Source organism: Sediminibacterium salmoneum NBRC 103935, assembly GCF_000511175.1.
GTDB lineage: Bacteria > Bacteroidota > Bacteroidia > Chitinophagales > Chitinophagaceae > Sediminibacterium > Sediminibacterium salmoneum.
This window is the reverse complement of sequence record NZ_KI866530.1, coordinates 788990-802142: the sequence shown is the minus strand read 5'-3', so window position 1 is coordinate 802142 and position 13153 is coordinate 788990. Positions and strand designations below refer to the sequence as shown.

The window sequence follows — 13153 nt, the reverse complement described above, 5'->3', positions numbered from 1 at the left end:
CATTTGAAGCTTTGAATTAATAGGTGGCCATTACGGTTATACCTCTTGACATTGTACCGGAAGTTGCCTGATAGCGACCTCTGAATACCACATTATATACTCTTTTTGAGTTAAAGGTAAAACCGTTTACCAGTGCCAATGCAGTAGTGGTTCCGGTTGCTCTTACTTCCAGTGTATCAGTAAGACCACTGATATGTGGAGTGTAAGATGATTCTCCCAATACGGCAATATTGGAGGCAATATTGGCTCTTTTTCTTCTTGAGTATAAATCCACATTCGGAACTGCTGATGTGCTGGAAATCATGTTTACGAATTTCACACTGGCAGTTGTATCAGCAGGAATGGTAAACACATCATTCTTGATAATGGCTTTTACCGCATTGCTGGTATCATAGGTATAAACCGAATAGAACTTTCCTTCTTCGAATGTTGCAGATATGCTTACGGGAGTTTGAGCCGGAATGGCTGCACTGTCATAAATACGAATGGTACGCGCACCCGGAGTAATGGTTGCAAATGCAGTAACCGTTGCAGCTCCGGGGAATATTCCACCCATTGCCAAAGCAGTTCCATTTAATTGAACCCCGTCTAAAGTGGCAAAATTTCTGGCAGCACCCATGCTACCTGGCATGATGCGGATAAATGATTTGTTTGTAGTTCCCACAGATTCACTGGTACGACCATCAAAGTTCTTGGTACATGCAGCGAATAAACCGGCTACTGCTATGATATAAAAAAATTTCATTTTCATAATTTTCATTTTAACGGGAGTAATTAAGGTTTAGAGAACCACTGTTCTACTGTATGATAATCCAATGCCAAAGCTCCAAGTCTATTTAACTCAGCAACATTATATAAATACTCTGAATTAAAACGAGGTCTTGCTCTGTATGGCAGTTTCCCATTATTGTTAATATAAAGATTAATGCCTGTCGGAACTACAAAATCAGCGTAAACAGGTGTAGTCTGACCCGCTTCAATATCAGTGTAGTGAAATCTTCTTAAATCTGTCCAGGTTTCCTGAATTCCATGTCCATACAAAGCAATGTATTTCTGCAACATAATATGAGACAAGGTTAAATCATTGGCTGCAGGAACAACTGTAGGATTTGCCAGATAATTATCTCTGTCAGTGATAGTAATTGCTCTGGCTGAAGGTACAGCTGATCCATAGTCATTAATCAACATGTCAAAATTCAAACGGATACCATCAATATAAGCAGCTCTGGCAGCGGCTTTGTTCCCCTTTCGGTACTGTGCTTCCGCAATCATGAATTTAATTTCGCTGGCAGTAATTATCGGGAATGGAGAACCATTTTTGAAAATGTATCTGCAGTCCGCATCTGATGTAGGAGCAGCTGTTGAAGTAAAAACACTACCCCAGAAATTAGCTGGTTGGTCTGCTACAGGTAGTCCACTAGCGCCTAAATTCGGACGAATTCCCTTATAGGTTCCATTAGGATTTTCACGAATAATGTAAGCAGCTCTTGGATCTACAGCTCCAGGAAAACGACTATTTAATCCTGTCATTAAATTAGCTATATATTCTGTTTGCCTTAAAGCATTAACATTATTACGTACAGGTCCAAAGAAATTGGAAGTACCGGTAATACCTGTATTGGCAAAACGCATAACCGCATTATCTGCATTGGAATTCATTGCCAGGTTGCCATAGAAAATAACAGAGTCTGCATTGTAAGATGCTTTATTACTCAGGTGATGGAAAGATCGGGCCATCACCGCGTAAACAAATTTCTTCCATTTGTTTACGTCACCGTTAAAGAAATAGGCATCTCCTATTGCCAAATTTGATTGTGTTGAATTATCGCTGGTATTGTTCAGATAGGTAATGGCTGTTCTGCAAATCTGACGAACGGTGTCGTATACCAAAGACTGTTCATCGTATTTAAATACCAACTGGTCCGGATTAAATGCCTCACGAACTATAATATCACCGTACATTTCAGCAGTGGTTAACCAGCTCCAGGCAGAGATTGCTTGTCCTACCCCCACATAGTTCCATTTCTTTTCTTCAGCAGCCCAATCCATCATGCGTTTTAGGTTCTGTCCCATACCGAAATAATGCATGGCCCAAATGGAACCAAATAAATCTACGTTTGTACCCGGCACTCCGGCACCAGCCAACTGGTCAAATGCATTTCCAGCTGTATTGGTTGCCCAGAACTGAACATACCGTCCAATATATAGTCCATCATTTTGTGTACCATAGGCCGATCCTGCAGCAGCAGAACTTCCCCCCATATTGCTGATTATGCCGGGTAGAAGTGTTTCTACAGGAACCCTTACAGTAGCATTTGGATTAGGAAAGGCTTCATCTAATTTTTTCTGGCAAGATGAAAACAGCAAACCTGCGATTGCAAGGCTTACTATTGATTTTATATTAATATATGATTTTTTCATGTTCACTGTTTTTGAAATTAAAATCCTACTCTTACACCAAAGTTTACTCCAATAGGTGTGGCCAATGTTCCATAGTCGAAACCAAAAGCACCAACCCCTCTGGTGGCTGCTGTATTACCACTAACCTGTGGATCAGCACCCATATAGTTGGTGATCAGGAATAAATCGTTACCAGTGATGAAAACACTGGCAGATTTAATGCCATTCAGATTTCTCAATGCACGTTCAGTTAATGAATAACTCAAAGTGATATCACGCATTCTTAACCAGTTTACGTTTTTCTGGATGAATGCTTCCTCTGGCATTGCTGAGGCTGTATAATAAGCATCATTGTATCCTGGAATTACAGAAATAGTGTTTTTGGTAGGGTTGGCTGAGTTGGCAAAACCATCATTCAATACCCCGTCTATTACTCGTGGCACAAAACGATCAATGGTTCTGTTACTGCGTCCAATACCTGTCAACATCATTTCGTAGCATTGAAGATATCTCCACCAATTTTCAAATCCCAAAGGAAACTCAAACGCCAGTTTTTATAGCGAAAGGAGTTTTGAATTCCCAATGAAAATGCAGGATTACGATCGCCTCTTAGTTTAAAGACATTATCTGAAGAAGGAAGACCTGTAGATGGGTTGATTAAGATTTGGCCTGCATTGTTTCTCGCGTAGCCATAAGATGCAATACCTGTTGTTGGACTACCTACTCCTAAAATACTTGCACGTGCATTACCGTAAAGCCAGGTATCAGAAATATAAAATTCAGAGACATTTGGAGGGAAAGCAACAACAGCATTCCACATTTTGTTGAAGTTCAAACGAACATTCCATCCAAAGTCTTTTTTCTGTGTAACCTGATAATCAATGGCAATTTCAACACCTTCGTTTCTGGTGCTGGCTGCATTCTGGGTATTTAGTACAAATCCCGTTGCATAGCTCAATCTGAAGTTTTCAACTATTTGTCCTTTTGTTAAGGTGTTGTAATAGGTTGCATCTACACTCAACCTGTTTTTGAAAAATTTAAACTCAGTACCAATTTCATAAGTACTCTGACGCTCAGGTTTTAAATCTGCATTATTATTGGTAAAGCCATAGGAATATGCAGGTCCGTTTGCACTACCAAAGTTGTTTACAAATACCGATTGTGTTGAATAAGCAGAATTCAGTCTGGCAGTATTCGCCATAGATCCCCGCAATTTCCAGTAATTCAACACACCACCCTTCTTCAAACCGGGTAAGATATCAGTCATGATTGCACTTAAACTTAAACCAGGATAGTTATAGTTTCTGTTAGCAGCCGGTAAAGTAGAAGCAGATTCAAAACGGTGAGAATAGTTAAAGAACAATAAATTCTTATAACTCAATGCCAATTCACCGAAGTAAGCAATCTGTCTGATTACACGTAAATTGGGTTCTCCATAATTATTTCTTAACAAACGAACTCTAGTATTTGGTGCAGTATTATTAGAGTCGGTTCTGTTAGGATCAGCAACATTGTTTCCACTTACGGCATACACTTCAGTCCTGTAATCCTGCCACATGGTACCTGCCATGGCACGTACACTGAAATCGCCAAAGGTTTTCTTGGCAGTAGCGTTAATGGTATGGTTATATCCTTTATAGGTGTTCCAGAAGTTGTCTTGTGAACCTCTTAAGGCAGTTGTTACAAAGAAAGATTGTGGATGGTAATTCTGATAACCAATGGTCTTATAAGTATCATATCCAAATCGACCAGTGATGCTTAACCAGCTGGTTGGATTCAGGTTAATACCCAAAGAGGTAAATAAGCGGTCTGTCTGATCGCGGCCTCTGTTGTTCTGAACATTCCATAATGGGTTGTCTACTTCTGCATTGGCATTGGCAGAGAACAAAGGTAATTTGTTACCGCCATCGTCTTCAAATTTGCTAACATCTACTGTATTGGGGAATTGCATCAAACCAATCAAGTAACCACCTGCGGAGCGCAATACTTTTGCGGTATTGGTTCTGGTATAGGCAATAGAAGGAGTAATTTCAATCCACTTACCAATCTTGGTAGTGTTACGTAAGCTAAGGTTGATTTTTTCCTGATCGTTGTTAGGCACAACCCCTTCTTGTTTTAAATAAGAAGCAGAAAAACGGAAAATTGACTTTTTGATTCCGAAGTCTACCCCCAGGTTATGGGTTTGTGATTTACCATTTCTGAAGAAAGCTCCAATATTGTCATACAATCTGGTTCCTGAAGGATAAGCCGGACCAAAATATCGAAAGATATTACTCGGTTGATTATTGGTACCGTTGGTATAGCCATCAAACATGGGTGGGAATCTGTTCAACACCTGCACTCTAAAAGAATTGTCATATTGAACAGCCAATTTGCTGGTCTTTGCTTTTCTGGTAGTGATTACAATGGCACCCGAACTTGCCTGGCTACCGTATAGCGCAGTTGCCTCAGGTCCTTTTAGAACAGTTACGTTCTCAATATCGTTAGGGTTCAAGTCGGAAATACGGTTGGTGTAGTCACTTCCTCTGTTGGGTCTGTCAGAAGCCAAACCTACACTTCTACCTCCATCAGAAGTTTCGTCAAAAGAAGAGTTATCCATGATAACACCATCTACCACAAACAAAGGCTGGTTGCTTAAAGACAGAGAGTTAAAACCACGCAATACAATCTGAGAAGAAGCGCCCACGGTTCCGGAAGTTGGGTTAACGGTTAAACCCGCTACTCTTCCCTGTAAACTGTTTACAAAGTTATCACGCTGTGTTTCCTGTAATTCTGCACCCTTAACCTGTTGAGTAGAATAACCCAATTCTCTGGGCTTTCTCTTCTGGTCCATGGCTACCACTACAACATCTTCCAGTTCGGAAGATTCTGCTTTCAGGCGAACGATCATCTTTTGATCATCTTTAACCCCTACCCGTTGGGTTTCATATCCAAGGGAAGTAATTAATAGCACCTGACCTTTAGCGGCTTTAATGGTAAAATTACCACGGGCATCAGTTTTGGTGGCTGTGGATTTGCCTACTACACGGATAGAAACCGATTCCAAAGGAGAGCCTTTTTCTAAATCGGAAACATTACCTGTAACGGTAATATCCTGTGCAGAGACTTTCATCACCAGGAAGAATAGCAAAAATGCAATTCTCCAGACATAAGCGAGTTTTCTCATAACTACAGTGTTTGTTTCATAGACAGCAATTTGTTGCATAAAGCTGCAAAAATTGAAGCATTTCGTTAGTCAATATAAATAAGGAAGTAAATATATGGTTAATCATCTGTTAAAACCACAAAAATGACTGCAAATAATTGCACATTTTTTTGCGGGAATTAAAGTGACACCATTAAAGGAATTATAAAATAGTTAAACCACGCTTAGCGTAGGGTTGTAATTTCTCATTGGAAGGATCCAGTTCTGTAATTAAAATATCCACCTGGTCTAAAGGACAGACCTGTAAACGCTGGATAGAATTCAATTTTTCAGAAATAGCCAGGGATACGGTTTTCTGGGCACAGGCAATCATGGCTTTTTTAACTTCTATGATTTCCCATTCCAGGTCGGTAATCCCCATCTGAAGATCAATGCTATTGGTTCCTAATAAGCATAAATCGGCTTTGAGTTGTCCTAGTCTTTGTACCGCTTCTGCTCCTACGGCCATTTGAGCACTTTTCAATAGTTTGTTTCCCAGGAAAATTACTTCTGCATTCGGATGTTCCAGCAGTTCCAGTGCAATGGGAACATTGGTGGTTACGAAAGTAACATTCAGGTCCGGGGGGAGCATATTCACCAGTTCGCGCATGGTGGTTCCGCCTGAAATAACCACCAGCATACCATCTTTAATCAGGTCAATGGCTTTGTGCGCAATAATTTTTTTCTTCAGGCAAGGAGTAGACTTGCTGACTTTCAATTGTGAAATGGAAAGATTTGGCCAGTGCGCCTCCGTGTACTTTTATCAGCTTACCTTCTTCCGCTAACTCTTGCAGGTCTCTGCGGACAGTATCTTCCGAAACATCTAATTGAACACATAAATCAGATGACAATACTTTATTATGAATGTTGATTTGCTGAATGATATACGCCTGACGTTCTTTTTTTAACATCTTTAAAATTAACAAGTTCCTGCAAAATCACGCAAATATTTTTTTTAGAACGTACGCCTTGGCTTGCTTAATTTTACCCATTCAATATGATATCTGAACAGACCAAACAGCAAATTACCAGCAGAATCGACATCATTGATGTGATAGGGGAATTTGTAAAACTGAAGAAAAGGGGAACCAATTATCTGGGATTATGCCCTTTTCATGGAGAGAAATCTCCTTCCTTTACCGTATCTCCCGTAAAGGAAATCTATAAATGTTTTGGTTGCGGCAAGAGTGGTAATACTATCACTTTCTTGATGGAACATGAAAAATACAGTTATGTTGAAGCCCTGAAATGGCTGGCGCATCGATATAACGTAGAGATAGAGGAAACCCAGCGAACCCCCGAACAAGTTCAGCAACAACAGGTATCGGAAAGCCTGCATGCCATCAACACCTTTGCTCAGAAGTTTTTCACAGAGCAATTGTTTCATTCCGAAGAAGGACAGATGATTGCCGGCTCTTATTTAAAAGAACGGGGCTTCCGTGAAGAAGTGCTGCAGAAATTCCAGATCGGTTATAATCCCTCTACAAAAGATGCTTTAACTGCTGCCCTCTTACAAAATCAATTCAACAAAGATTTATTGCCCAAGACCGGACTCGTGGCATTTCGCAACGAAGAACTGGTAGATAATTACAGAGGCCGTATCATTTTCCCCATTCATAATAATACCGGAAAGATTATCGGGTTCGGTGCAAGGGTAATTGGCAAGGCCGATAAAGCGCCCAAGTATATCAATACCCCGGAAAACGAAGTTTATAGCAAGAGCAAGATTTTATACGGTTCTTATTTTGCCAGACAAGCCATCGACAAAGCCAAAGAGTGTTTACTGGTAGAAGGTTATACAGATGTGGTAAGTCTGCATCAGGCGGGCATAGAAAATGTGGTAGCATCCGGTGGAACATCCCTTACCATTGATCAACTAAGATTAATAAAAAAGTACACCAATAATTTAACCATTATTTACGATGGCGATGCAGCAGGTATTAAAGCGGCCCTTCGGGGATTGGATCTGGCTGTAGAGGAAGGCCTCGACGTAAAGCTGGTATTGATTCCCGACGGAGAAGATCCGGATAGTTATGTAAACAAAGTTGGGGCCACTGCATTCAATGCATTTATTGCAGCTTCCAAAAAAGATTTTATCCTTTTTCAGCTGGAAGTGTTGTTGAAAGAAGCGGGAAATGATATCAATAAAAAAAGTGGCATTGTAAATCAGATTGCAGAAACGCTCAGTAAAATAAGTCGGGCGGAAGATTTTACCAGACAACAGGATTATATAAAACAGTGTGCTTCCTTATTAAAAATTGACGAAGCGGGCTTTACCAATCTGGTAAATAAATTCAAGAGAGACAAAATTGCCAAGGAAGAAAAAAAGCTCCCTTTTGAAGAGGCTGATTTTATACATCAGGATTCTATGCAGCCCAACAGGGATATAGATGAAGGGCAATTATTACTGCAACAGGACGATCAGGTAGAGAAAAATGTAGTTCGTGTTTTATATGAGTATGGGCTGAAACCTTATGATGAAACCCGAACCATTGCTGCATACATATTTGAAGAACTAGAGAACTACCCTATTGAGAATCCAACCTATGAAAAGCTGATAGACTTGTACAAAGAGGCATACAACAAAGGCCTTGAGCCTACTACAAAAACCATGTTGTATCATGATGACTCATCTATTCGTGAACTACTGATAAATATTTCTTTGTTTCCGTTTGAATTGAGCAACCGTTGGGATGAAATATTGCCCAATATGAATATTGTGAATAAGGATGTTTCTATACCAGATACCGAAATGAGTCTGAATTATTTCAAACTCAGAAAGATCAAAAAAATGTTCGAGCAAAATCAGCGGGATATGGAAACAGCTTCATTTGAAGAGCAGTTAAAACTAATAGAACTACACAAGCAACTGAAAGAGTTTGAAATTGCTATAACCAAACAACTGGGTACTGTTATTCTCCGATAGCGCTTATATTATCCGAATCGCTTCAATTGGCATTAATGCTGAATTAAATAAAAGAAAAAGCCCCGAGTAAACTCAGGGCTTTTGTATTGTATAACAGTATCGTTATTTTACTTCTTCAAATTGTGCGTCTTCAACGGTATCTGATTTTGTAGCATCACCACTGGCAGCTCCGGCATCAGCACCTGGCTGAGCACCTGCTTCCTGCTGTGCTTTGTAGATATCTTCGCTTGCAGCTGTCCATGCAGTATTCATTTCAGCCATAGCTGCATCCACTGCAGGGATATCCTGGTTTTTATGCGCTTCCTTCAGTTTGCTTAATGCAGTTTCAATAGCACCTTTTTTATCTGCAGGAATTTTGTCTCCAAACTCTTTAAATTGTTTTTCTGTTTGGAAAATCAAGCTATCAGCCTGGTTTAGTTTTTCAACACGGGTTCTGGCTTCGTTATCAGCTGCTTCGTTGGCTTTTGCTTCAGCTTTCATTTTTTCAACTTCTTCTTTGCTTAAGCCACTACCCGCTTCAATTCTGATTTTTTGTTCTTTACCCGTTCCCTTGTCTTTTGCACTTACATTCAACAAACCGTTGGCGTCAATGTCAAAAGTAACTTCAATCTGAGGTACGCCTCTTGGCGCTGGCGGAATACCATCCAGGTTAAACATACCCAGGCTCTTATTCTGATTGGCCATTGGTCGCTCGCCCTGAAGTACATGAATCTGTACACCTGGCTGGTTATCACTAGCTGTTGAGTACACTTCTGTTTTCTTGGTAGGAATAGTGGTATTAGCTGCAATCATGGTAGTCATTACACCGCCCATGGTTTCAATTCCAAGGCTTAAAGGAGTAACATCCAATAACAACACATCTTTTACCTCACCAGTAAGAACAGCACCCTGAATAGCAGCACCTAAGGCAACCACTTCATCCGGATTCACACTTCTGTTGGGTTTCTTACCAAAGAATTTTTCTACAATTTCCTGAACCTTAGGAATACGGGTTGAACCACCTACTAAGATTACTTCGTCAATCTGAGAAGTTGAATATCCGGCATCTTTCAATGCAGCTTCACAAGGCTTTAAACAACGGGCAAATAAAGTATCGGCCAACTGCTCAAATTTTGCTCTGGATAATTTTAAAACCAGGTGCTTTGGAACTCCGTCCACAGCAGTGATATAAGGAAGATTGATTTCAGTTTCAGAAGAAGAACTTAATTCTACTTTCGCTTTTTCAGAAGCTTCTTTCAAACGCTGCAAAGCCATCGGATCTTTACGCAAGTCGATTCCTTCCTGTGCTTTGAACTCGTCTGCCAACCAATCCATGATCACTTTATCAAAATCATCTCCACCCAAATGAGTGTCTCCATTGGTAGATTTCACTTCAAATACCCCATCTCCCAGTTCAAGAATAGAGATATCAAAAGTACCACCGCCCAAATCGAATACAGCAATCTTCTGGTCTGCATTCTTCTTGTCTAATCCATAAGCAAGGGCAGCAGCTGTTGGTTCGTTTACAATTCTTCTAACATTAAGGCCTGCAATTTCACCAGCTTCCTTGGTTGCCTGACGCTGTGCATCATTAAAGTAAGCCGGAACGGTAATTACCGCTTCATTTACTTCATGACCCAGATAGTCTTCTGCTGTTTTTTTCATTTTCTGCAAAATCATCGCAGAAATTTCCTGAGGAGTGTACATACGGTCTTCGATCTGTACACGCACGGTATTGTTATCGCCTTTGGCTACCTGATAGCTCCAGTGGCTGATTTCTTCGGTTACTTCATCGTAACGACGACCCATAAAACGTTTAACACTGGTAATAGTGTTTTGAGGATTGGTGATAGCCTGTCTTTTTGCAGGATCTCCCACTTTGCGTTCGCCATTCTTTAAAAATGCTACTATTGAAGGAGTAGTGCGGCGTCCTTCGTCATTTGCAATGACTACAGGTTCGTTACCTTCCATTACGGATACACAGCTGTTGGTGGTTCCGAGGTCTATTCCAATAATTTTTGCCATAATATATGTTTTCAATTGCAGAAGAATATTCAATGATTATGCCACGGGTCAGTTAAGTGCAAAATTGTCAGATTCACTACCAAATCGTCGTATTAAACAGGATTATATAGACATTTTAGCGTAAAAAGGGCCTTATTGTAGCTGTCTGGCCTTGAACGTAAAGTTCTTTTGAGAGAAATAACTGAATAAAACCACAAATACGGTAGTTAGTATTTTGGAGGGAGTTGGATACCAGCCAAAACTGTCTACAAATATTTTTAAAAAGATATAATTCAGCAGTATACATCCAAAAACAACCAGAAAATACTTAGCCAGCTGGGCACGTTTGGTAACACTGGTTTGCTGAAAAACTACATAACGGCTTAGGTAAAATCCGGTGGGAAAGGTGATGATAAAACTCAAAATAAAAGAGGCAATATGCGGACTGACCGTTAACGAATACAATTGTACCCCCGATTTGTCTAATATATAATTGTATGCAATAAAGAAAAGTCCAATATCCAGCACCGTATTAAAACCACCACAGGCTGCATAGCGATAGGTTTGTTTTGGCATGAATCTGCTGAACAAGGGATAAAACCAGTCAACTACCTGTAGAATAAATCCACTAACGAATTTGTGCAGCTTTTGCATAACGGAGCGCGAAGGTAGTTGATAAATAGTTAGTTTTGCATCCCGAAATTGTTAAGATTATGAGTGTGGTCAATCAAATAAAACAGGCAGCTGCCAGCAGTATACAGGCACTTTATGGAGCATCTGTGCTTCCCGAGCAGGTACTGGTAAATCAAACCAAACCTGAGTTTGAAGGGGATTATACAGTGGTTTTGTTTGCTTTTGTAAAAACACTCAAAAAATCACCGGAACAGTTGGGTAAAGAACTGGGAGATTTTTTGGTTAGCAACCATCCCACTCTATTCTCCGGCTACAACCTGGTTAAAGGCTTTCTGAACCTGACCATTCCCGAAACATACTGGTCTGAAAAGCTATTGAGTAGCTATTCCAATGCCTGCTATGGTTTTGCTCCGCTTAATGGGAATAAGGTAATGGTTGAATACTCCTCTCCTAATACCAATAAGCCCCTGCATCTTGGCCACTTAAGAAATAATTTCCTCGGAAGAAGCATTGCAGAAATTTTAAAAGCAACCGGAAATGAGGTTGTAAAAACCTGTATTGTAAATGATCGTGGAATACATATATGTAAAAGTATGATTGCCTGGCAACGCTATGCGAATGGAGCGACTCCAGCATGTACAGGTATGAAAGGCGATCATTTTGTAGGGGATTACTATGTAAAATTCAATGATGCCTATAAGTCGGAAATTGCAGAACTGAAGGCGAAAGGGCTATCTGAAGAACTGGCAGAGAAGGAAGCTCCCATCATGAAAGAAGCTCAGCAAATGTTATTGGATTGGGAAGCAGGAAAGCCAGATGTAATTCAGTTGTGGAAAGAGATGAATGGTTGGGTTTATGAAGGTTTTGACACTACTTACAAGAGAATCGGAACCGACTTTGATAAAATTTATTATGAGAGTAACACGTATTTATTAGGCAAGGATCTGGTAGATAAGGGGCTTAACCAGAATGTATTTTACCAGAAAGAAGATCAGAGTGTTTGGATTGATTTAACCGGCGATGGTTTAGATGAAAAACTGGTAAGAAGAAAAGACGGCACATCAGTTTATATTACACAGGATATAGGACTGGCTGAGCAAAAGCAAAAGGAATTCAATGCCCAGCAGAGTATTTATGTTGTGGGCGACGAGCAGAATTATCATTTTAAAGTATTGAAACTGATTTGTCAGAAGCTACAATTGCCTTCAGCGGATGGAATATATCACTTAAGTTATGGAATGGTAGAATTGCCAACCGGAAAAATGAAAAGCCGGGAAGGCACGGTAGTGGATGCAGATGACCTGGTAGACGAAATGATTCGCATTGCCCGTGAAAAAACAGAAGAACTGGGTAAAGTGAATGATTTTACAGAAGAAGAAAGAGTGGCTTTATATGATACCATTGGATTGGGTGCATTAAAGTTTTTCTTATTGCGCGTAGATCCAAAGAAAAAAATGATATTTAATCCGGAAGAAAGCATCGATTTCCATGGATTTACCGGGCCATTTATTCAGTATACTTATGCCCGTATCAGCAGTATACTCCGGAAACTCCAATATAACAAGGATTCAAAACTTACACTGGCGATAGACAATTCATTTAGTCCACTCGAAAAGGAATTGATCGTAGCGCTGGAACAGTTTCCTGAAACATTGCAGGAGGCAGCCAAAGAACAGGATCCATCGAAAGTGGCAATTTATACTTACAATATAGCCAAAATCTTTAGTTCTTTCTATGCAGAACATTCCATAGCCAATGCAGAAAGTAAGAGCAAGCAGCAATTGCGCATTATGTTGTCTGTATTAACTGCCACTACTATAAAAAATGGAATGGAAGTGCTGGGTATTAAAGTACCCGAAAGGATGTAAGAAAAATATTTTAATATTGCAGCCTGCAAAGGCGCCCGGGTGTTGAAATTGGTAGACAAGCCACCTTGAGGTGGTGGTGCTGGAAACGGCGTGCTGGTTCGAATCCAGTCTCGGGCACAAAGACCCTGACACGAAGTGTCGGGGTTTTCTATTTGAATA

The 13153-nt window shown here is 40.2% G+C and carries 10 protein-coding genes and 1 tRNA gene; 3 read left to right on the top strand and 8 right to left on the bottom strand.

All coding sequences use genetic code 11. The features are described 5' to 3' along the window. Nucleotides 1-16: 16 nt before the first annotated feature. The 6 genes from P767_RS0103940 to P767_RS19035 all read right to left on the bottom strand — a co-directional run bounded on the left by P767_RS0103940 (nt 17) and on the right by P767_RS19035 (nt 6495). Entirely contained in the window at nt 17-751 is a 735-nt protein-coding gene (locus P767_RS0103940) for a DUF4397 domain-containing protein (protein WP_172637508.1), read from the bottom strand. 23 nt (nt 752-774) lie between these two features. Beyond that, on the bottom strand, nt 775-2421 hold the full coding sequence (locus tag P767_RS0103935; protein WP_037351608.1) for a SusD/RagB family nutrient-binding outer membrane lipoprotein: 1647 nt from the start codon (nt 2419-2421) through the stop codon (nt 775-777). Nucleotides 2422-2438: 17 nt separating this feature from the next. Beyond that, entirely contained in the window at nt 2439-2891 is a 453-nt protein-coding gene (locus P767_RS18105) for a hypothetical protein (protein WP_051417084.1), read from the bottom strand. After that, nucleotides 2888-5566, bottom strand: coding sequence for a SusC/RagA family TonB-linked outer membrane protein (locus P767_RS15740; protein ID WP_172637507.1), 2679 nt, complete (start codon nt 5564-5566; stop codon nt 2888-2890). The genes P767_RS18105 and P767_RS15740 overlap by 4 nt, the downstream gene beginning before the upstream one ends. Before the next feature lie 181 nt (nt 5567-5747). Continuing rightward, nucleotides 5748-6302 carry a DeoR/GlpR family DNA-binding transcription regulator gene (locus tag P767_RS15735; protein ID WP_316929600.1) on the bottom strand — a complete coding sequence of 185 codons (555 nt, stop codon included), beginning with the start codon at nt 6300-6302 and terminating at the stop codon, nt 5748-5750. Next, entirely contained in the window at nt 6241-6495 is a 255-nt protein-coding gene (locus tag P767_RS19035) for a DeoR family transcriptional regulator (RefSeq protein WP_316929599.1), read from the bottom strand. The genes P767_RS15735 and P767_RS19035 overlap by 62 nt, the downstream gene beginning before the upstream one ends. 86 nt (nt 6496-6581) lie before the next feature. On the opposite strand from P767_RS19035, the gene dnaG reads away from it, so the two are divergent. Beyond that, the gene (gene dnaG, locus P767_RS0103920; protein WP_026763481.1) at nt 6582-8510 is read left to right on the top strand and encodes a DNA primase; all 1929 of its coding nucleotides are present in this window, start codon (nt 6582-6584) and stop codon (nt 8508-8510) included. Nucleotides 8511-8612: 102 nt separating this feature from the next. Here the strand turns inward: dnaG and dnaK are convergent, their stop codons facing one another. Continuing rightward, nucleotides 8613-10514 carry a molecular chaperone DnaK gene (dnaK, locus tag P767_RS0103915; protein WP_026763480.1) on the bottom strand — a complete coding sequence of 634 codons (1902 nt, stop codon included), beginning with the start codon at nt 10512-10514 and terminating at the stop codon, nt 8613-8615. 132 nt (nt 10515-10646) lie between these two features. Then, nucleotides 10647-11147 carry a GtrA family protein gene (locus P767_RS0103910; RefSeq protein WP_026763479.1) on the bottom strand — a complete coding sequence of 167 codons (501 nt, stop codon included), beginning with the start codon at nt 11145-11147 and terminating at the stop codon, nt 10647-10649. A 35-nt stretch (nt 11148-11182) separates the two neighbouring features. On the opposite strand from P767_RS0103910, the gene argS reads away from it, so the two are divergent. Both argS and P767_RS0103900 read left to right on the top strand, forming a co-directional pair. Next, the gene (argS, locus tag P767_RS0103905) at nt 11183-12994 is read left to right on the top strand and encodes an arginine--tRNA ligase (protein WP_245586825.1); all 1812 of its coding nucleotides are present in this window, start codon (nt 11183-11185) and stop codon (nt 12992-12994) included. 33 nt (nt 12995-13027) lie between these two features. Next, nucleotides 13028-13111, top strand: a tRNA-Leu gene (locus P767_RS0103900). Nucleotides 13112-13153: the final 42 nt, after the last annotated feature.